Here is a 19,929-nt window from a genome sequence, read left to right as displayed (position 1 = left end):
CTGCCTTCGCAGGAACACGAGATCAGCTACAACCGCCGCTCATCCCCGTTCGTGTCGAGCGGAGTCGAGACACCCAAGGACAGCGCTCTCCGTGTCTCGACTTCGCTCGACACGAGCGGCACCTGAAGGTTCGGGGCTAGCCCCTCACCTCACTCATAACCATCATCCGCCCCGGCATAGCTATCGTCCGCCAGATCGGTGAACCGCGTGATCTTGGAATCGAAGTAGAGCCGCACCTTGCCGGTGGCGCCGTGGCGCTGCTTGGCGACGATCAGCTCGGAATGGCCGGTGATCCGGTCCATCTTCTCGCGCCAGGCGGCATAAGCGCCCTCGTCCTCGATCTTGGGCTCCTTGCTCATCTCGTAATAGTCCTCGCGATAGAGGAACCACACCATGTCGGCGTCCTGCTCAATCGAGCCGGATTCGCGCAGGTCCGAGAGTTGCGGGCGCTTGTCCTCGCGGCTTTCCACCGCGCGGCTGAGCTGGGAGAGCGCGATCACCGGCACCATCAGCTCCTTGGCGAGCGTCTTCAAGCCACGGCTGATCTCGGAAATCTCGTTGACGCGGCTGTCGCCGGCCTTGCCCGAGCCTTGCAGCAGCTGGAGATAGTCGACCACGATCATGCCGATATTGTGCCGGCGCTTGAGGCGGCGGGCACGGGTGCGCATCGCCGCGATGGTGAGGCCAGCGGTATCGTCGATGAACAGCGGTAGATCCTGCAACTCGCGCGAGGCGCGGACGAGGTTCTGGAACTCGCTATGGTTGATCCGCCCCATGCGCAGCTTCTCGCCGCTGATGCCCGACTGCTCGGCGAGAATACGCGTCGCCAGCTGGTCGGCGGACATTTCCAGGTTGAAAATGGCAACCGGCGCGCCGATCGACTTTTCCGGCGGGATGCCATCGGCCATGTCGCGCATCCAGCGGCTGGCGGCATTATAGGCGATATTGGTCGCCAGCGAGCTTTTGCCCATGCCCGGGCGCCCGGCAACGATGATGAGGTCCGACGGGTGCAGGCCACCGGTGCGGTTGTTCAGGCCATCGAGGCCCGAGGTAATGCCCGAGACATGGCCGCCGGAATTGAGCGCCTTCTCCGCCATGCCGACCGCGAGCCGCGTCGCCTGCGCGAAGGTCTTCATGCTGCCGGTGTCACCGCCCTGCTCGGCCACCGCGTAGAGCGCCAGTTCCGCCTGCTCGATCTGCCCCTTGGGGTCGATGGCATCGGAGGTATCGAGCGCCTTGTCGACCAGCTCCCGCCCGACGCCGACCAGCTCGCGCAGCAGCGCCAGATCATAGACCTGCCGGGCAAAATCGCGCGCGCCGATCACCGCCGCGCCGCTGCCGGTGAGCTGCGCGAGATAGGCCGGGCCGCCCAGTTCCTTGAGCGCGGGATCGCTCTCCAGCAGCGGCTTCAGCGTGACCGGATTGGCGACCATGTTGCGATCGACCAGCTTGAGGATCGCCTCATAGATGCGCCCGTGCAGCGGCTCGAAGAAATGCTCGGCGCGCAGCTCCATCTGCACGTCCTCGACGATCCGGTTGTCGATCATCAACGCGCCGATCAGCGCAGCCTCCGCCTCCACATTGCGCGGCATACGGGCTTCAGAGCCGGGCACATCGGGCACCGGGGCAAGACGGATCGTGTTTTCTGACATGGGGGAGGCATTGTCCTCTCTTCCGAGGTGCGGCGCAAGAGCCGAGGAAACGCGCCCTGTGGAACCTGGGGATAACAATGGGGATGAATGTTGCGAATCGCCGCATCACTGGCCGCCGTTCGTCCTGAGTAGCCGCTGAGCCTGTCGAAGCGGCGTATCGAAGGACTGCACCCACAGTGCTTCGCTACGCGCCTGCGGCGCTACTCAGCGCCTACTTAGCACGAACGGAACCGAAGGAGAGACATGTCAAGGTTTGGGGAGCGTCCGTAAGGGGAAGAGCAGGATATGGCAGTGTTGCAGAACTCGTCGTTTCGACACATCATCTTAATGGAGATGAAAAATGCGCAATCGGTGGCTCTGGATTTCTGCTCTCGTAATTTGTGCTATTCCAGCGCTTGTGTGGACTGGCCTGCCAACGCTTATGCATGGGTATACAACCCTAATGCGTGTGGGGCTTATCATGAAGCCGATGTGAAGCGGTATGTTGCCGCGAATTCAGACATAGGGGAATCTATTTGCTCGTTCGATAGACCAAATAGTTGGACGAACAATAACCCATATAATCTGATGATTTGTGACGATAACGGCAAGCCGTCAAAGCGAGCCGAAGTATATCCAGACTGTGGCTCGAATGGCGGGGAGTTTAGCTACTGCCGCCTTCTCATTTCCGTTAAGCCGAAGCTAAACGGTGGCTGCGAAGCGAACCTGATCAACCTCTGGCTTTGCCAGTTCACCCCAACGCCTTCACCGCCTCCAGAACCTCGGCGGCATGGCCCTTCACCTTCACCTTGGGCCACACCCGCACGATCTTGCCTTCCGCATCGGCCAGGAAGGTCGCGCGCTCGATGCCCATATATTTGCGGCCATAAAGGCTCTTCTCGACCCAGGTGCCGAAGGCCTCGCACACGCTGCCATCGCCATCGGATGCCAGCGTGACGGCGAGGCTGTGCTTGTCGGCGAAGCGCTTGAGCTTGGCCGGCGCGTCCTTGGAGACCGCGATCACCGGCACGCCCAGCGCGCCGAACGCATCGATCAGCCCGGTGAAGTCGATCGCCTCGGTGGTGCAGCCGGGCGTATCGGCCTTGGGGTAGAAATAGACGACCAGCGGCTTGCCACGAAAATCCGCGACCCGGATCGGCGCCTCGTCCGCACCGGTGAGAGTGACGTCGGGCAGGGTATCGCCTTGGCTCAGCATCATGTCGTTCCTTCCGATGGCGCCGCCTGGCCGGCCAGCGCGTTCCAGCTCGTGGCGATGATCTGCCGCGCAGCATCGATTCGGGCAAGCAGCTCGCCCCAGTCGCGGGCCCCGCAGGCTCGTGCGACCAGCCAGCGGCTTTCCTCCACCGGCTCGCTCGATTGCGGCGCGACGAGGCGGGCGACGACCAGATAGCGGGTCAGCAGGTCCGCCGCCTCGCGCAGCGCGCTGTCCAGCAGCCCGGCGGCGACCAGTCTCTCCAGCGCGATGTTGAGGCTGGGCGAGAAGCCGGTGCGATGGGTGAGCTGCGTCACATGGATGAGGAATTCCAGATCGACGAGGCCGCCCGGCATCAGCTTCACGTCGAGTGGCCCGGCCGGCGGCTTGTGGGTGGCGATGTCGCGCCGCATCTTCACCGCCTGCGCGAGCAGTTGCGCGAGGTCGCGTTCAACCATCAGCGTCTGCCCGACGATCTCGTCCAGCGCGGCACGGGCGCTGGCCGATCCGAACACCGGGCGGGCACGGGTGAGCGCCAGATGCTCCCAGGTCCACGCCGCCTCCGCCTGATAGCGCGCAAAGCTCTCGAAGCTGACCGCCAGCGGCCCCTGATTGCCGGACGGGCGCAATCTTGTGTCGACCTCATAGAGCGCGCCGGCGGCGGTGGGCACGGAGAGCGCGTTGATCACTCGCTGGGACAAGCGGTTATAGTAGAGCGTCGCGCCCAAGGGCCGGCGCCCGTCCGATTCCGCGTTGAAATCGCCGCTGAACAGGAAGATCAGATCGAGGTCGGAGGCATGGGTGAGCAATCCGCCACCGAAACGCCCGAGCGCCAGGATGGCCAGCTCGCTACCCGGCACCCGGCCATGGGTCTGCTCGAACTCCGCGACGGCAGCTGCGGCGAGCACGTCCACCGCCGCTTCTGCCACCCGCGCATAGCCCCGGCCAACCTCAAGTGGATCGACCTCGCGACTGACGATCTGCACCCCCAGCGCAAAGCGCCGCTCCCCCACGACATGGCGGACATGGTCGAGCCGATGCTGGAAGTCATCGCCGGCATCATGCGTGCGCATCGTCTCGATGAGCGTCGGCACATCGGGCGGCAGATCGAGCGCGCTCTGGTCGATCAGCCCGTCGAACAGCGCCGCGCGGCGCCCCAGCGCATCGGCGAGCGTGGGCGCGTGCGAGAGGATCGTCACCAGCGTCTCGGCCAGTGCCGGGCGCGCGACCAGTAGGCGCAGCAGATTGACCGCCGTGGGCAGGCCTTCGATCACCTGATCCAGCTTGTTGAGCGCAGTCAGCGGCGCCGGCGCACGGGCGATCTGGCGCATCAGGCCGGGCAGCAACTCCTCCAGCGCCTCGCGCGCCGGGGCGCTGCGCAGCGGGCGCAGGCTGCCGTCCCGCCAGCGAGTGATGCGCGCGACGAACGGCTCGGTCTCCTCGATGCCGATGTCCTCCAGACGCTGCGCCAGTGCGCGCGGCTCATCGGGCAGGCGGTCATCGCCTTCCTCATCCTCGCCGACCAGCCCATCGAAAGTGAGGCCGGTCGCCTCGACATGCGGCCGCAATGCCGCGAGCAGCGCGGCGCCGTCGGCATAGCCGGCCAGCTGCGCGACATTCTCGAGCGCAGCCGGGCTTTCCGGGAGCATGTGCGTCTGCCGGTCATCGACCATCTGCAGGCGGTGCTCGATCGTGCGGAGCATCACATAGGCCGCATCGAGCCGCGCGCGCTCGTCAGGCTTGATCAACCCCGCCTCGCCCAGCACGCGCAGCGCCGCGCGCGTGGCCGGTGCCCGCAGCGCGGGATTGCGCCCGCCCTGAATGAGCTGGTGCGCCTGCGCGAAGAACTCCACCTCGCGGATGCCGCCGCGCCCGCGCTTCAAGTCGAAGCCGGGGCCGAAGCGCTGACCACTGGCGTAGTGCGCGCGGATACGCCGCGAAACATCGCTGATCGCCCGGATCGCACCGAAATCCAGACTGCGCCGCCAGACGAACGGCCGGATCGTGCTGAGGAATTCCTCGCCCAGCGCGATGTCGCCGGCCGCCGCGCGGGCGCGCACGAACGCCGCCTGCTCCCAACCGACCGCGGCGCTCTCATAATAGCTGATCGCCGCTTCGACCGGCAGGATGATCGGCGAAACCTCGGGCGACGGGCGCAGCCGCAGGTCGACCCGGAAGACATAGCCGTCCCCGGTCCGCTCGGTGAGCAGCGCCACCATCCGCCGCGCCAGCCGCAGCGCTGCTTCCTGCGGCTCTTCCTTACCGCGCGTCGAGATCGTTTCAGGGTCGAAGATCAGGATCGGGTCGATGTCCGAGCTGTAATTGAGCTCCCGGCTGCCATGCTTGCCCAGCGCGATCACCGCGATGCCGCGCGGCGCCTCATCCGGGTAGCGCTCGGCAAAGGCCGCGTTCAGCGCCGTTTCGATGGCTTCGTCGGCAAAGTCGGAGAGCCGCCGGGTGACGATATCCAGATCCCAGAGTCCGGCCAGATCGGCAATCGCTGCCACCAGGGCGAGCGCGCTGCGCCGCACCCGCAGACGCCGATCCACCGCCGCATCGGGCTCCAGTGCCCGCCCGGCCGCCCATGCGGCCTCCGCCTGCCCCTGAAGCAGCAGCGCGACCAGCTCGGGATAGACATCGATCTGCCGCGCCAGAAACGGCGAATGCGCCCGCGCGCGGTCAAGGGCATCGGTAATAGGGGTGGTGGCCAGGCTCTCCATTGCCGCCTCTTAGCGGCAGGAGGGTTGGGCGGGAAGAGTGGGTGGGCGTGACGCGAGCCCACCTCAAGCGTCATCGGCAAGCAAGGCCGCGAAATCCTGTCCGCCATAGAAAATACCGAGAACGGTGACGCTCACGCCGATGGCCGAATAAGCAATCGTCACCCGCCTCCGGAAAGCGATCGTGCGCAGACCAGGGCGAAGGTCGTCGCGCGGTGTCCCGCGGTGGGGGAAATCGGCGAGCTTCTCGCAATGCTCGACAATGGCTCCGACGTAGCGACTGGCGATATCGCCGGACGCTTCGCGAGCAATATAGCGGAACAAGGAGATCAGTTGCGCTTCGGCTTCCGGCGCAAAACTGACCACGCTTTGCATTCGATCAGGACGTGGCGGCGCGTTCGACGGCCAGCGCGGCCTTCACGTCCGCCGGAGACCGCGCGCGGCGCGGGTCAGCCTGCATCGCATCATAGGTCCGCGCGACGTCTTCACGCAGCCAGGCCTCCACAGCCTGCTCTCGCGCCTGAAGAGCTCGGAGCCCATCCCGGATCACTTCACTTTCGCTGGCATATTCACCCGACGCGACCCGCGCCTTGACCTGCGCCGCCATATCGATGGGCAATGTCACGCTCAGTTGCTGCGTAGATCGCATGGTAAACTCCTGCGGGGCGAACCAGTAGGATTTAATCCTATCAATTGCGCATTTCAATCCCGCGGTGAGGATCGGGAGGCCTAAACCGCCACCTCGCGCCATTCTCCCGGTAACAGTCCGTCCAGCGTCCAGTCCCCCACTTGCCAGCGCACCAGCCGCAAGGTGGGGTGGCTGACCGCTGCGGTCATCCGGCGCACCTGGCGGTTGCGGCCTTCGCTGATGGTGAGGCGCAGCCAGCAATCGGGCACGCTCTTGCGCACGCGGATCGGGGGATCGCGCTCCCAAAGGTCCGGCGGTGCGATGCGGTCGGCCTGCGCGGGGCGGGTCATGCCGTCATTGAGCATGACGCCGCGCCGCAAGCGCTCGAGCGCCGGCTCGTCCGGCTCCCCTTCCACCTGCACGAGATAAGTCTTGGGCGTCTTGTAGCGGGGATCGGAGATGCGCGCCTGCAAGCGGCCGTCATCGGTGAGCAGCAGCAGCCCCTCGCTGTCCCGGTCCAGCCGACCGGCAGGATAGACGCCCGGCACATCGATATAGGCCGAGAGCGTCGGGCGCGGCGACGGCGACGGCGAGCGCGCATCGGTGAACTGCGGCAACACACCATAGGGCTTATTGAAGAGGATGAGCCGCGCCATCGTCCGCTTAATCCTCTGGATCGAGGGTGACGCTGCCCTGACTGGCCAGCGCCGCGATCAGCGCCAGCACCGCCGCATCCGGGGTCTCCACCGGCACGTCGTCCCCAGCGCAGAGCCGCTCGGCGAAGCGCGCCGCCTCCCCCGTGCAGGCAAACGCCTCGCCGTCCACGAACAGCGTCAACGCGTCCGCCCCGTCACGGACAAACACGAAGCGGCTGGCCGGATTGCGGCGCACCGGCAAGCCGTCGTTCAGCGCCTCTTGCACATCCTCCACCAGCACCGGCGCTTCAGGCCGCCAGTCTGCCTGCGGATATTTGGGCGTGCTGCTCGCTTGCCCGAACCAGCGCGCGAATCCGGCGCGATCCGCCAGTGCCTGCGTCGCCAGATCGTGCAGCCGCGCCAGTGCCTCGGCTGTGATCTCGCCAGGATTGGTCTGTAGCGGCAGGCCGGGGTCGGCATAACGATCATCCTCGGCCAGCCCTTCTGCGACATGGGCGCTCCAGTCCTCGATCAGGTCGCGCTGGGAGGGCGCGCGAAAGCCGATGGAATAGGTCATGCAGTCCGGCCCGACCGCCACGCCATCATGGGCGATGCCCGGTGGCAGATAGAGGATGTCGCCCGGCTCCAGCACCCACTCCTGCGTGGGCACAAAGTCCGCCAGCAACCGCAGGTCGTCGTGGGGGCGCAGTGGGGTCGAGGCGTCGCACAGCCCGCCGATCTGCCAGCGCCTTTTGCCCGCGCCCTGGATGAGGAACACGTCATATTGGTCGAAATGCGGCCCGACGCCCCCGCCGTCCGTGGCATAGCTCACCATCACATCGTCCATCCGCCAATTGGGGATGAAGCGGAATGGCGCCATGAGCGCGGCCACCTCCGCGACATAATGGTCGACCGCCTGCACAAGCAGCGTCCATGGCGCATCGCCCAGCTCGCCAAAGCGCGCCTCGTGCAGCGGGCCGTGCTCGACGGCCCAGTCGGTGCCGGCCTGCGTAATGAGGCGCGATTCCACCTCCTCCTCGCAGGCCAGGCCGGCGAGATCATCGGGCTCCAGCGGATTGACCCACTCGGCCCACGGATTGCGGATGAGCAGCGGCTTGCGCTGCCAATAATCGCGCAAAAACAGGTCGATGTCGAAATCGGCGAGACGCATCGCCGCGCTCAAAACGCCTTGCTCGCATAATCGGCGCGGAAGCGGCCGGCGAACTCGGTAAGCCGCCCGGCGGCGATCGCATCCCTCAGCCCCGCCATCAGCGCCTGATAAAAATGGAGATTGTGCTGCGTCATCAGCATCGCGCCCAGCATCTCCCCGGCCTTGACCAGATGATGCAGATAGGCACGGCTGACGCTGCCGCAGACCGGGCAGGTGCAGCGCGCATCGAGCGGGGTCGGATCCTCGGCAAAGCGCGCATTGCGGATGTTGAGCGGCCCGGCCCAGGTGAAGGCCTGCCCGTTCCGCCCGGAGCGGGTCGGCAGCACGCAGTCGAACATGTCGATGCCGCGCTCCACCGCGCCGACAATATCGTCCGGCTTGCCCACGCCCATCAGATAGCGCGGCTTCTCCACGGGCAGATGGCCCACGCAATGGTCGAGGCAGGCGAACATCGCCTCCTGCCCCTCGCCCACGGCAAGGCCGCCGACGGCATAGCCATCGAAGCCGATCTCGACGAGCGCCTGCGCCGACTGCTTGCGCAGTTCCTCATCGAGCGCGCCCTGCTGGATTCCGAACAGCGCCGCCCGCGCGGCATGGTCTCCGCCCGCGTCGAAGCCCGCGCGCGAGCGCGCCGCCCAGCGCATCGAACGCTCCATGGCCTGCGCCTGCGCATCGCGGCTGGTGGTCGTGGGCACCAACTCGTCAAAGCACATCACGATGTCGCTGCCGAGCAGCCGCTGGATTTCCATCGATCGCTCGGGGCTGAGCATATGGCGCGAGCCATCGATATGGCTGGCAAAGGCGACGCCCTGCTCGGTGACCTTGGTGAGCGCAGACAGGCTCATCACCTGATAGCCGCCGCTATCGGTGAGGATCGGCCGCTCCCAGCCGGAGAGCGCATGCAGCCCGCCCAGCGCCGCCACCCGCTCCGCACCGGGTCGCAGCATCAGATGATAGGTATTGCCCAGAATGATATCCGCACCCGCCGCGCGCACTTCCGCCGGACGCATCGCCTTGACGGTCGCCGCCGTGCCGACCGGCATGAAGGCCGGCGTGCGGATCATGCCGCGCTTCATGACGATCTCGCCGGTGCGGGCCTTGCCCTGCGTGGCCTGAACGCTGAAGGCGAACCGCGCCGACTGCGGATCGGCCGGCACGCGGAAAGGCGGAGGAGTATGCGGGGCGCTGTCGCTCATGCCCGCGCCATAGCGCGCCGCGGCCGCATTGACACCCCCGCGCACGCTAGCGCCGGGCTATGGCGATGAATTGCACGCCTGCTTTAGGCGCTGAGAATCCCGCGACCGGACTGACTGGAGACGACGACAAAGCTGACGTGCCTGGAGCTTTCAAGATTACATCGAATGCTTTCGATACAAGATGACTTTTCAAAGTCCATCAGGAGCTATCGCGGTATCTAGGCTACGCGGCACTCCGATCTGTTTGTCAATCAACCGAGCGTAAATAGGTCGGTTGTCTATCGAACCTGTATTCGGTGACCTTGAATATACGGGGTATGGCATGTTCAAAGTTTCCCGTGCAGCCCAGGTTCCTCCATTTTCGCTTAACAGTAATCTGACCTTTTCCTTTCGCCAGAACCAAATCTCGCAGCCTCCCCCCGGGATACTCAATAAGAAAGTGCGTGCCCGTGGACCTTTATGAATTCTTGTCACCTTAAGAATCGCAGGAATCTGCTTGTTGTTCTTCTGGTCATAACCACTAACACGAACGATTTCGCCATCCACTATGGCGTCAGCTTGCCGCACATGCTGCTTCACTTGGTCAATGAGACGAGGAGCCTTGAAATCGTGCGATGGCAGCGAGCATGCGAAGGCTTCACTCGCTTTTAGCGCCGCAAAAACGAATATATATTTATGGACGTTTCGTAATAGCATGGCCGCAGACGATACGAGATTAAGCGCAGTTGCCAAGCCTCCGCTGAGATTTCACTTTAGCCGCCAGACCTCTTCGTCCGCTTACCACGACATTTCCGACATCCCACGATCCCAAACGGCTTGGGACAAAGTGGACCATCGTTAATTTCCGAACTGGTCCACATCACCCCTCCACCTTCCCCAAAAATTCCATCTGGTCCGCCCGCGCACCCGCGCTAAAGTCCGCGCCAGCCGAGGAGCCCACAAGGCCCCGGACCAATCGCCTGCCCCATGCTGCCCGGGGGGGGCATCATCGGGAGAGATCAGTGGCAGAGTTCGACATGATTGATGCAACGGCCTGGGCGGCCATGCTGCTCGGGGCCTTTACGCTGGCTGCCGCCATCGGCGCGCTGCGCAAGCCCGGCCTGTGGCAGACGATGGTCAAGGAGATCGAGCAGTCGCCTGCCCTGCAATTGCTCTGCGGGCTGGTGGAGCTGATCCTCGGCGCCGCGGTCTATCTCGCCAATCCATGGATTCCGGCGGATATACTCACCTGCATCATGAAGGCCATTGGCGGCATCATGATGATCGAGGCGCTGGTCGTGCTCGCCTTCTCGGACCTCTACTTCCACTTCTGGCTGCGCAATCTGGCAAACATGCAGCGCATCTGGGTGGCGCTGACGCTGGCCTGCGGGCTGGCCCTCACCGTGGCGGGACTGATGCGGCTCAACTGACCGCGCGCGGCATGCTGCGTGATGCCGGAAGGACGCAGGCTGACAGGATCGTGGACGGTGAGACGGGCGTGATCGGCGCAGCGGGAGCCTTCTGCCTCCTGCGGCGTTGCACGGATCAGCCTCTTGTCGGAGTTTCAACTTGCGCCCTTTCCCCTCCCTATCTCCTTGTCTTCTCGCCATTCTGGCCGTCGCACCCGCTTTGTCGGCACCCGCCCTCGGCCAGACCGCGACGGCGGCAAGCGAAGCCGCCGAGCAGCGCGAAGCCGCCCGCGCCCGCGCGGGGGACCGGCTGACCATCGGCCTGGGCGCCGCAGTGATCCCGGAATATGAGGGCGCCAACGGCACCAGCATCACGCCGGTGCCCGGTGCGGTCGGCAAGCTGGGCGGCCTCAACTTCCTGTATGTCGGCAATCGCGCCAGCATCGATCTGATCAACGATGGCGGCTCGCGCTGGGATTTCCAGCTCGGTCCGGTCGCCACCATCGGCCTCAACCGCACGAATGTCGACAAGATCGACGACGAGCGCATCCGCGCGCTCGGCAAGGTCGGCACCTCGGTCGAGTTGGGCGGCTATGCCGGCATTGCCCGCTGGGGCCTCATTACCAGCAACTATGACCGCCTCTCCGCGACGGTCACCGCGCGCAAGGACGTCGCGGGCGCCCATGGCGGCACGATCATCACGCCGTCGGTCAGCTACATGACACCGCTGAGCACCAAGAGCCTCGCGGTCGTGTCCTTTAGCGCCAATCATGTCGATGGCGATTATGCCGGCACTTATTTCTCGATCACCCCCGCACAGAGCGCCGCGAGCACCCTGCCCGTCTACACGGCCGGCAGCGGCTGGAAGGACTGGACGCTCGCCGCCGCCGGCAACATCGCCCTGACGGGTGATCTGTCGGGCGGCCTCTCGCTGGTCGGTGGCGTCGCCTATACCCGCCTGCTCGGCGACATCGCCGACAGCCCTGTGGTCCGCCTCGCCGGATCGCGCAACCAGTGGATGTTCGGCGCGGGACTGGCCTACACCTTCTGATCCACCGCCGCGCGGGCCTTGCTTACGGCGCCCGCGCGGCGAGTCCTCTTCGGCTGACGGCCCCATTGCACTCTCGCTCCAGAGGGCCTATCCTCCTGCCTTCCCCGGGGAGCCTGCTGACTGGCTGAGAGGGATGGGTAGCGCCATCCGACCCGTTGAACCTGAACCGGCTCGTACCGGCGGAGGGAGCGGAGCGTGGCCAGTCTTGCCACCCTCATTCCCTTAGCCACAGGCGCGCCGGCCCTTGAGAGGAGGGTGGCGGCGATGATGACGGGCAGCGTGCTCACCCTGCAACTGGCGCAGGTGCTGGGGCTTTATCTCGTTCTTATCGGCCTTGCCGGCCTCTCCGCGCCGCAACGCTGGCGGGCGCTGCTGGATGATTTCGACCGCGCGCCCGGGCTGGTGTTGCTGGCCGGCGTGGTGACCTTTGCCATCGGCGCGGCCCTCGTCCTCTCCCACAGCATTCTGACCGATCCGATCGCGACCCTGGTCACGCTGTTTGGCTGGGGTGCGCTCATCAAGGGCGCGCTGCTGATCGCCGTGCCGGGGCCAGTGCTGCGCATCGGCCGCGCGGTCTCCTCCGCGACCGCCACCCGCATCGGGGCGATCGCCGGGATCCTCCTTGGTCTCCTGCTCGGCATCGCCGGGCTCACCGGCCGTGCCGGTTTCCTCTGATTCCTCCGTTCACAGAAAGGCTCATCCCCATGGCTGACATCCCCGCAAAGGCCGAGATCGGCGTCACCACCGGACCCATTCGTGGCAGCCGCAAGATCCATGTCGGCCCGCACCGCGTGGCGATGCGCGAGATTCACCTCGAGCCCAGCTCCGGCGAGCCGCCGGTGCGCGTGTATGACACCTCCGGCCCCTATACGGACCCGGACGCGCGGATCGACATCATGGCTGGCCTCCCCGCCCTGCGCCGCGACTGGATCCTCGGGCGCGGCGATGTCGAGGCCTATGATGGCCGCGCGGTGAAGCCGGAGGACAACGGCCAGCTCGGTCCGGATCGCTCCGGCGGTGTCCGCCCCTTCCCCAATGTCGTCAAGCGCCCGCTGCGCGCCAAGGCCGGCGCCAATGTCTCCCAGATGCATTATGCCCGGCGCGGCATCATCACGCCGGAGATGGAATATGTCGCCGAGCGCGAGAATCTCGGCCGCGCCCGCCTCGCCAACTATGTCCGCGATGGCGAGAGCTTCGGCGCCAGCATCCCCGATTATGTGACGCCCGAGTTCGTGCGCGATGAAGTGGCCCGCGGCCGCGCGATCATTCCCAACAACATCAACCACCCCGAGAGCGAGCCGATGGCGATCGGCCGCAACTTCCTGGTGAAGATCAATGCGAACATCGGCAACAGCGCCGTCGCGTCCGATGTCGCCAATGAGGTCGACAAGATGGTCTGGTCGATCCGCTGGGGCGCGGACACGGTGATGGACCTCTCCACCGGCCGCAACATCCACGACACGCGCGAGTGGATCATCCGCAACTCGCCCGTCCCCATCGGCACCGTGCCCATCTATCAGGCGCTGGAGAAGGTCGGCGGCATTGCCGAGGATCTGACCTGGGAGATTTTCCGCGATACGCTCATCGAGCAGGCCGAGCAGGGCGTGGATTATTTCACCATCCATGCCGGCGTGCGCCTGGCCTATATTCCGATGACCGCCAAGCGCGTCACCGGCATCGTCTCGCGCGGCGGATCGATCATGGCGAAATGGTGCCTCGCGCACCACAAGGAGAGCTTCCTCTACGAGCATTTCGACGAGATCACAGAGATCATGAAGGCCTATGACATCGCCTACAGCCTTGGCGATGGCCTGCGCCCCGGCTCCATTGCCGATGCCAATGACGAAGCGCAGTTCTCCGAGTTGTACACGCTGGGCGAGCTGACTCACCGCGCCTGGAAGCAGGATGTGCAGGTGATGATCGAAGGGCCGGGCCATGTGCCCATGCACAAGATCAAGGAGAATATGGAAAAGCAGCTGCAGGTCTGCGGCGAGGCGCCTTTCTATACCCTCGGCCCCCTCACCACGGACATCGCGCCGGGCTATGACCACATCACCAGCGGCATCGGCGCCGCGCAGATCGGCTGGTATGGCACGGCGATGCTCTGCTACGTTACGCCCAAGGAACATCTCGGCCTGCCCGACCGCGACGATGTGAAGGTCGGCGTGGTAACCTACAAGCTCGCCGCTCACGCCGCCGATCTCGCCAAGGGTCACCCGGCCGCCAAGGTCCGCGACGATGCACTGAGCCGCGCCCGCTTCGAGTTCCGCTGGCGCGACCAGTTCAACCTCAGCCTCGATCCCGAAACCGCCGAGCAATATCACGACCAGACCCTGCCCGCAGAAGGCGCCAAGACCGCGCACTTCTGCTCCATGTGCGGCCCGAAATTCTGCTCGATGAAGATCACGCAGGAAGTGCGCGACTTCGCCGGCAAGCAGAATCAGGGGGTTGAGGGCTTCATTGCCACCGGCCCGACCGGTGCGGAGACGGCGGCGGCGAGCAAGGCCGCGGCGCTCAAGGGGATGGAAGAGATGAGCAAGGTGTTCCGCGAAACGGGGAGCGAGCTGTATATGGGGGCTGGTGGCAGGGAGCATGATTGAGGACGGCGGTAGCTGCGGAGCTTCTCTTGAAAGTCATCCAGCCACCCCCATTTACCGAGTCCGCCAGACCGAAAGGTCGCAATGGAGGGTTGGCAGAGTGGTTTAATGCGCGGGCCTGATAAGCTCGTGAAGGCTTTGTTCTTCCGCGGGTTCGAATCCCGCACCCTATTTGAGAGCCCCGTCGATCAATCGGCGGGACTCTTTTTGTGGTCTAGATCGTATCCTGGATGACTGCTCCATCCGCACAGGCCACAAGTGGTATAATATGCGCCGTCGGGAGCTATATCGATGTCATAGTGTGATCTGATATTGCGTGACTGACAACGGGGGCAGATTTGAATATCCCCGCTCAATTTTCGCATTGTGAGTTGCACTAGATGACCGATTATGGTGTCGGTCGCGTGGAGAGTGATCGAACAGGCGGTATCGTTAGCGTTACGATCATGTGTTAGCCAGTTTACTAAGTCCCATGTCTTGTCAGCGCAGGATTTTAGATAGCTTCTTAGCTCCTTATTCGATGGCCCTCGGCAAAATTCACCGACAAATATGTCCGCCCAGGCCTTAAAGTCAGCGGCTGTTGGGCGTTCGACAGCCTCTGATAACTCCATTCGCCGCTGCATAACACTCGTTAGTGAGATCAAGCACTCTCGAAGCTGCATTCCGACAGCCTGATAGTCTTCGGCCTCTACAGCTCGCTCATATCGATCGTCTGCCTGCTCCCGCCGCCGAAATACTTCATCAAAAGGATCGGGTTCTTCGCTATCAGGCCGCGACGATCGGCTCTTTAGACGCATCATCAACCCGATATGAAACGAAAGGGTATAATCCAAGCTTGGAAAATGATTCTGTGAGTAGAGATTGGTCAAATTTGTTATGACCCACCACCGCCCTACGTCAGTCGTAACGTCCCATATTTCATACTTATCACCAAGTACGTATTCCGTTTTTATTCTTTTGACATTGGCTATATTTTCGTCAGGCGCTTGGCCATTGACATAATTTATGATGTCCTGCTCTGCGTCAGGATCGCTGATCGGGCTATAACGAGATATCTCGGCCGCAGGAATCGGGTGGGTGTGCACACACGCATCTTCATCATCCGCACTGTTTGTCACATTGCCCCCCATCTGACTTGGGTAGCTCGCATCGAAAAGTAGAAGGTCGCCGCCACCTCACCGATAAACCTCCCGCCGGTGCCCCACTCGCACCACCAGAATCAGCACCCGCGCATCCTCGACCTGTGCCACCACGCGATAGTCACCGATCCGCCAGCGCCAGTAGCCCGCATGCTCGCCGGCAAGCGGCGCGCCGAGGGAGCGCGGGTCATCGAGGATGGCAATGCGCTCTTCCAGCGTGCGAATGATCCGCGCCGCCTCGCTCTTCCCCAGCTTTCTCAGTTCCTTCGCCGCCTCGGGGACGAACTCAATCGTCCAGGCCAAGCTCGGCCTTCAGCGCTGCAAGAGGGATTGCCTCTTCGGCCCGGAAATCCTTCATCCGCTCTTCCGCGAGATAAAAGTCCTCAAGATCGTCCAAATGTGCCACGATCGCCTCGCGCGCATAGAAGCTTTTGGTGCGGCCCGTCCGGGCGGCCAGCGCGTCGAGCCGCTGCTCGGTCTCGGCGTCAATTCGTAAAGCCAACATTGTGGACCTCCGTGCTATACGTGTATAGCGCAACCCTTGATTTCAATCCAGCTCAATCAGGGGAATGACCAAGTCATGACCTCCACCCCCATCGATCTCCCCATCCGCACGCGCCGGGCGGCCTTCAACCGCGCCATTGCCGATGGTGACGCCCAAGCCATCGGCCCCATTCTCGCCCGCGATTGCGTGATGGTCACTGGCACAGATAGCGCGGTCATTGCCGGGCGGACCGCTCAGCTGAGGGTGTGGCAGCGCGAGTTCGCATCGCTCGGCCGGCTCGTCTATGAGCGCATCCCCGCCGCCATCACCGTCTCGCCGGTCGAGCCGATCGCGCTGGAGCAGGGGGAATGGCGGGGTGTGGCGCGCGAGAGTGGCGCGCTGGCGGCCTCGGGCGTCTACACCGCCAAGTGGCGCGAGGTCGCCGGGCAGTGGGTGATCGAGGCGGAGATTTTCGTCACACTCGCCTGAGCCGGCATCCGCCGCCCGTGCGCCGCGCACGGCTCTGTCCTCCTCGCCTGCCATGCGCTAGGGGATGGCTCCCCTCCCCCGCAACCCATAGGAGTCGGCATGGCCGATCTGTATCTCAAGGCGCTGGAATCCGAGCGCAAGGCCCTGTGGGCGACCTGCCGCCTGAAAGGTCTGCCACGCGACACGCCCGAGCGGGAGCGGATCGCGGCGATCGATGCGGACATTGCCGCGCACAAGGCCAAGCAGGCCAGTGGGAAACAGGTTGGGGGGAAGCCAGCCGGTGCCAAGGCGCCCGCCAAATCTGCCGGCGCGAAGAAGGGCGGCGCGGGCAGCGCGCGCTAGGGCTTGCGCGCGGCGCCGGTCCGCCAGGGCCAGTCGGTCACGCCGCTCGCCCACAACGCCCACCAGATGATCACCGGTTGAAGCGCCAGCCGGGGCGCATGATACCACCAGCCCAGATGCGTGCCGCCGATGGCGATGTCACCCAGCGCATGGTGGAGGTTCGCCGGCCAGACGCACAGCGCATAGAGTGCGAGGCCGATGCCCGCGGCGCGGCGCAAGGGCGGGATCATCAGGCCGAGCGCCCCGGCAATCTCGGCGAGGCCGGTCAGCATCACCACCTGCGCGGGCCAGGGCACCCAGTCCGGCGTGATGGCGATGAAGCCGGCCGGCGTCCGCAGATGCGCCATCCCGGCGACCAGATAGGCCGCCGCCAGCACCCACCGTGCCGCGCGTCGTCGCCAGGAGGTGGGCATCGCGCGCCTGACCTTAGCTGTTCCGCATATTCTCCAGCCCCTTGACCACGCCGGTCTTCTGGCTGGGCTGGGACGCATTCTGCTTGGGCGGCTTTTCCGCCTTCGGCTTGCGGACTTCCTTGTTCGACTTTTTCTGGCCCTTGGCCATTGGCGTTCCTCTCGGGGTCACGAGCGCATCAGCCCGCAGCGCACATCCTACGCCTGTCGCCCTGCAAAAGCGCGTTTATTCGCGGATCGCCTTCCGTCGGACGATCACCCCCAGCGCACCGCCGCCATGCGCGCATCGAACGCCGCGCCCGGAACCGCTGCTGGAGCCGCCGCCGCGCGGGCATCGGCCGCCTTCCAGGCCTTTTCATGGAAGAAAAAGGCCACGGCATTCACCGCCGGCTCGATGAGCGCGATGCCGCCAGCCATCGCCAGCGATCCGGTGAGCAGATATGCCACCGTGAACCCCACGGTCAGGTGAACGGCCAGATAGGTCAGCGTCTTGGTCAGGTCACGGGGCATGCAGTCCTCAATCTCATTCCGCGCGCCGGGTACGGCAGCGGGTGGCTGATCATTTATTGAGAACCGTTCGCAAATTCCAATCGATTGATCCGCTTACAGTGATGGATCGGGCGTGCGCTCCACCCCTTTCCTCCCGAATATCACCCGCACCGTACGGCTTCCTGGGTCTGAGCAGCGGCGGTGGGCGACGTCCTAGAAGAATCGGGCTGCGGGCCATTCGCAGGCACCGCGGCGTTCCGCGGCTTTTGACCGTCCCGCGCAGAGAGCTTGCGGATGATCGCCCGCACATCGGCAGGACTGTCCCCGCTCGTCACCTCCACATAACCGATGCCCGCGCGGCGCAGGGCTTCCTTTTTCACCGCGTCGCGCGCAGCAGCCGCGCCCTGATGGTGGCCCGTGCCCTGAAATTCCACTGCGTGAAGGGGCCGGCAATCCCGGTCGACAATCAGCAGATCGACCCGCTTGGCATTGATGGCGCGGAACGCCTCATGATCCCGGCTGCCCAGAATCTCGCCCAGCGACACCTGCCCCATCGCGCGCCAGCCCGGCGCATCCTCGGCCAGCGCCCGGTCGATATGAGCGAGCAGTCGGCGCTCCGGCTTGTTGAGGAGGGCGCGGGGGAAGAAGGATGCGTTCATCACCGTGCGGAGCTGGTCGGCCGCGTCCGGTCCATCACGCAGGCCCGCCCGGGGACTATCCTGCACCCCCACGCCGGCATGATAGGCCCGCCGCGCATTGCGCTTTTCCCACCATGCGCGGCGCTTGGCACGGCTCGCTTTCTCGAGCGACCGCTCGATCACCATGCCGAACAGCGCACCGGCAAGCAGCAACATGAAGAGCAGCCACGGCTTGTCGATCAGTGCGAGAATTTCCTCTGGCATCAGCATCACCCGGCAAGTGCGGTCAGCGCAAGTCGCTCCCGACTCGACCTGTCACTAACAGCATGAAGTTAATGGGTGTTTGAACGTGGGCGACGCTCCCACCTCCGCTCGCATCGCAAAGCGCTTGCCCGCAAAGCATAGCGGGCGCAGAGGGGAGGCATGATCGACGCCGTCACCCTCAACATCGTCCGGGCGCTGCCCCTGGCGCTGCTGCTCGCCGGTTGCCAGTCGCATGGCGATGAGCCCAATGTGCCGGGGAATCGCGACGACAACCGCCCTTATTCGGAGATTGCGGCGAACGAGACCGTGCGCTTCACCGGCACTGAGCCGTTCTGGGGTGGTCAGGTCGTCGGCAAGACGCTGGTCTATGAAACGCCCGAGACGCCCAAGGGCGAGCGGGTCGCGGTGGAGCGGTTCGATGGGCGCGGCGGCCTCTCGTGGAGCGGCACGCTGAACGCGGCGCCCTTCACTATGACGCTGACGCCGGGCGATTGTTCGGACGGCATGTCCGACCGCACCTACCCGTTCGTGGCCACGCTCCAGATCGGCGATGCACTGCGCTCGGGCTGCGCCTGGTCCGATGCGCATCCCTTCAAGGCCGATGCGGCGCCCTGAGCCGGGACGCCGGCTTTATTGCTCGACCACCTCAACCTCGACCGTCTGACTGTTCATGATGACCGGGCCGAAGGAAGTCAGGAAGGCCACGTCGGCCGCATCCCGGCCGATGCCGATCTTGGCCATCTCCCCTTCCGTGGCCATGCCGGTCGCATCGACCAGATGCCAGCTGCCATCCAGGAAGACCTCGGCGACCGCGTGGAAATCCTGCGGGGTGACATTGGGCGCATAAACGCTGGCGAAGCGGGCGGGGATGCAGGAGGCGCGGGCGAGCGCGATCACCATATGCGCGAAATCGCGACACACGCCCTGCCGGCGCACGAAGGTCTGCAGCGCCGTCGTCTCCGGCGTGCTCACGCCGGGCAGATAATGGAAATGCCCGCTGACATAATCCCGGATCGCGGCGATGCGCTGTCCGCCCTGCAAGTCGCCGAACGTCTCGCCAACGAAGCTGATGAACTGGCTGCCAGGGCAATAATGGGAATCGAGCAGATACTGCACGGCCTCGCCCGGCAGCATGTGCGGCGGCAGCGCTTCCAGCCCGCTCACATCGGCCAGCAGGCGGTGGATCTCCACCGTCGCATGATAATCCGCCTTCAGCTGCCCCTGCGCGCGCATCAGCACGCGCTCGCCGATATGGTCATGCGCGGCGACACGGGCGAAATGATCGAGCACGCTCAGGTCCAGCCGGGCATCGGACACCGTCTGCTCGGGCAGATGCGCCGCTTCGATATGGAGGATGAGATCGGTCGGCTGGGGCAGCGCATAATCGATCGCGGCATGGATACGCAGTTTCATCCCCGCGCAACGTGCGGGCGGCATATTGGTGGCG

23 protein-coding genes, 1 tRNA gene and 1 riboswitch are annotated in these 19,929 nt (G+C 64.8%); of the genes, 8 read left to right on the top strand and 16 right to left on the bottom strand.

What is annotated here, in order from left to right:
• Window positions 1-149 precede the first annotated feature (149 nt).
• The 8 genes from M2342_RS04360 to tgt form a co-directional block, all read right to left on the bottom strand.
• A complete protein-coding gene (locus tag M2342_RS04360; RefSeq protein ID WP_264576546.1) occupies window positions 150-1,652 on the bottom strand; it encodes a replicative DNA helicase in 1,503 nt (500 codons plus the stop codon).
• 730 nt (window positions 1,653-2,382) lie between these two features.
• Window positions 2,383-2,847, bottom strand: coding sequence for a thioredoxin-dependent thiol peroxidase (gene bcp / locus M2342_RS04355; RefSeq protein WP_264579983.1), 465 nt, complete (start codon window positions 2,845-2,847; stop codon window positions 2,383-2,385).
• Complete coding sequence (locus M2342_RS04350; RefSeq protein ID WP_264578179.1) at window positions 2,847-5,564, bottom strand: bifunctional [glutamine synthetase] adenylyltransferase/[glutamine synthetase]-adenylyl-L-tyrosine phosphorylase; 2,718 nt, start codon at window positions 5,562-5,564, stop codon at window positions 2,847-2,849. The genes bcp and M2342_RS04350 overlap by 1 nt, the downstream gene beginning before the upstream one ends.
• Window positions 5,565-5,627: 63 nt before the next feature.
• A complete protein-coding gene (locus M2342_RS04345; RefSeq protein WP_264578178.1) occupies window positions 5,628-5,936 on the bottom strand; it encodes a type II toxin-antitoxin system RelE/ParE family toxin in 309 nt (102 codons plus the stop codon).
• 4 nt (window positions 5,937-5,940) lie between these two features.
• Entirely contained in the window at window positions 5,941-6,210 is a 270-nt protein-coding gene (locus M2342_RS04340; protein ID WP_264578177.1) for a type II toxin-antitoxin system ParD family antitoxin, read from the bottom strand.
• An 80-nt stretch (window positions 6,211-6,290) separates the two neighbouring features.
• On the bottom strand, window positions 6,291-6,845 hold the full coding sequence (locus M2342_RS04335) for a pseudouridine synthase (RefSeq protein ID WP_264578176.1): 555 nt from the start codon (window positions 6,843-6,845) through the stop codon (window positions 6,291-6,293).
• Window positions 6,846-6,852: 7 nt separating this feature from the next.
• Window positions 6,853-7,995 carry a cupin domain-containing protein gene (locus tag M2342_RS04330; protein WP_264578175.1) on the bottom strand — a complete coding sequence of 381 codons (1,143 nt, stop codon included), beginning with the start codon at window positions 7,993-7,995 and terminating at the stop codon, window positions 6,853-6,855.
• 8 nt (window positions 7,996-8,003) lie between these two features.
• A complete protein-coding gene (gene tgt / locus M2342_RS04325) occupies window positions 8,004-9,191 on the bottom strand; it encodes a tRNA guanosine(34) transglycosylase Tgt (protein WP_264578174.1) in 1,188 nt (395 codons plus the stop codon).
• 1,016 nt (window positions 9,192-10,207) lie between these two features.
• Here tgt and M2342_RS04320 point away from each other — a divergent pair.
• From M2342_RS04320 to M2342_RS04300, 5 genes are all read left to right on the top strand, one after another.
• Complete coding sequence (locus M2342_RS04320; RefSeq protein ID WP_264578173.1) at window positions 10,208-10,600, top strand: hypothetical protein; 393 nt, start codon at window positions 10,208-10,210, stop codon at window positions 10,598-10,600.
• Between the two features lie 199 nt (window positions 10,601-10,799).
• Window positions 10,800-11,630 carry a MipA/OmpV family protein gene (locus M2342_RS04315; RefSeq protein WP_264578172.1) on the top strand — a complete coding sequence of 277 codons (831 nt, stop codon included), beginning with the start codon at window positions 10,800-10,802 and terminating at the stop codon, window positions 11,628-11,630.
• A gap of 95 nt (window positions 11,631-11,725) precedes the next feature.
• A riboswitch (TPP riboswitch) is annotated at window positions 11,726-11,836 on the top strand.
• A 58-nt stretch (window positions 11,837-11,894) separates the two neighbouring features.
• Window positions 11,895-12,305, top strand: a complete 411-nt coding sequence (locus tag M2342_RS04310) for a DUF2065 domain-containing protein (RefSeq protein WP_264578171.1) — start codon at window positions 11,895-11,897, stop codon at window positions 12,303-12,305.
• Between the two features lie 29 nt (window positions 12,306-12,334).
• Window positions 12,335-14,230 (top strand): phosphomethylpyrimidine synthase ThiC, encoded by a 1,896-nt coding sequence (gene thiC / locus M2342_RS04305; protein ID WP_264578170.1) that lies wholly within the window; start codon window positions 12,335-12,337, stop codon window positions 14,228-14,230.
• A gap of 83 nt (window positions 14,231-14,313) precedes the next feature.
• A tRNA-Ile gene (locus tag M2342_RS04300) sits at window positions 14,314-14,400 on the top strand.
• Between the two features lie 15 nt (window positions 14,401-14,415).
• Here the strand turns inward: M2342_RS04300 and M2342_RS04295 are convergent.
• The 3 genes from M2342_RS04295 to M2342_RS04285 are packed head-to-tail and all read right to left on the bottom strand — an operon-like array spanning window position 14,416 to window position 15,871.
• On the bottom strand, window positions 14,416-15,345 hold the full coding sequence (locus M2342_RS04295; protein ID WP_264578169.1) for a hypothetical protein: 930 nt from the start codon (window positions 15,343-15,345) through the stop codon (window positions 14,416-14,418).
• Window positions 15,346-15,402: 57 nt separating this feature from the next.
• Window positions 15,403-15,669 carry a type II toxin-antitoxin system RelE family toxin gene (locus M2342_RS04290; RefSeq protein ID WP_264578168.1) on the bottom strand — a complete coding sequence of 89 codons (267 nt, stop codon included), beginning with the start codon at window positions 15,667-15,669 and terminating at the stop codon, window positions 15,403-15,405.
• Window positions 15,653-15,871, bottom strand: coding sequence for a TraY domain-containing protein (locus M2342_RS04285; protein WP_264578167.1), 219 nt, complete (start codon window positions 15,869-15,871; stop codon window positions 15,653-15,655). Before M2342_RS04285 ends, M2342_RS04290 begins: the two co-directional genes overlap by 17 nt.
• A gap of 75 nt (window positions 15,872-15,946) precedes the next feature.
• Between M2342_RS04285 and M2342_RS04280 the strand changes: the two genes are divergently transcribed.
• Both M2342_RS04280 and M2342_RS04275 read left to right on the top strand, forming a co-directional pair.
• Window positions 15,947-16,339 carry a nuclear transport factor 2 family protein gene (locus tag M2342_RS04280; RefSeq protein WP_264578166.1) on the top strand — a complete coding sequence of 131 codons (393 nt, stop codon included), beginning with the start codon at window positions 15,947-15,949 and terminating at the stop codon, window positions 16,337-16,339.
• Window positions 16,340-16,438: 99 nt separating this feature from the next.
• Entirely contained in the window at window positions 16,439-16,681 is a 243-nt protein-coding gene (locus tag M2342_RS04275) for a hypothetical protein (RefSeq protein ID WP_264578165.1), read from the top strand.
• Here the strand turns inward: M2342_RS04275 and M2342_RS04270 are convergent.
• From M2342_RS04270 to M2342_RS04255, 4 genes are all read right to left on the bottom strand, one after another.
• Window positions 16,678-17,094, bottom strand: coding sequence for a DoxX family protein (locus tag M2342_RS04270; RefSeq protein WP_264578164.1), 417 nt, complete (start codon window positions 17,092-17,094; stop codon window positions 16,678-16,680). The genes M2342_RS04275 and M2342_RS04270 overlap by 4 nt on opposite strands.
• 13 nt (window positions 17,095-17,107) lie before the next feature.
• Complete coding sequence (locus M2342_RS04265; protein ID WP_264572020.1) at window positions 17,108-17,242, bottom strand: hypothetical protein; 135 nt, start codon at window positions 17,240-17,242, stop codon at window positions 17,108-17,110.
• Window positions 17,243-17,346: 104 nt separating this feature from the next.
• Entirely contained in the window at window positions 17,347-17,601 is a 255-nt protein-coding gene (locus M2342_RS04260) for a DUF2061 domain-containing protein (RefSeq protein WP_264578163.1), read from the bottom strand.
• Window positions 17,602-17,741: 140 nt separating this feature from the next.
• On the bottom strand, window positions 17,742-18,482 hold the full coding sequence (locus M2342_RS04255; RefSeq protein ID WP_264578162.1) for a DUF2726 domain-containing protein: 741 nt from the start codon (window positions 18,480-18,482) through the stop codon (window positions 17,742-17,744).
• A gap of 159 nt (window positions 18,483-18,641) precedes the next feature.
• Here M2342_RS04255 and M2342_RS04250 point away from each other — a divergent pair, with 159 nt between their 5' ends.
• A complete protein-coding gene (locus M2342_RS04250) occupies window positions 18,642-19,097 on the top strand; it encodes a COG3650 family protein (protein WP_264572017.1) in 456 nt (151 codons plus the stop codon).
• A gap of 15 nt (window positions 19,098-19,112) precedes the next feature.
• On the opposite strand, the gene M2342_RS04245 is transcribed toward M2342_RS04250, so the two are convergent.
• Window positions 19,113-19,895 carry a transglutaminase-like domain-containing protein gene (locus M2342_RS04245; protein ID WP_264576563.1) on the bottom strand — a complete coding sequence of 261 codons (783 nt, stop codon included), beginning with the start codon at window positions 19,893-19,895 and terminating at the stop codon, window positions 19,113-19,115.
• Window positions 19,896-19,929: the final 34 nt, after the last annotated feature.

The organism is Sphingobium sp. B8D3A (assembly GCF_025961995.1).
In the GTDB taxonomy this organism is placed as follows: domain Bacteria; phylum Pseudomonadota; class Alphaproteobacteria; order Sphingomonadales; family Sphingomonadaceae; genus Sphingobium.
Note: the sequence above shows the minus strand (reverse complement) of the source record. Positions and strands in the feature narration are given on the sequence as shown.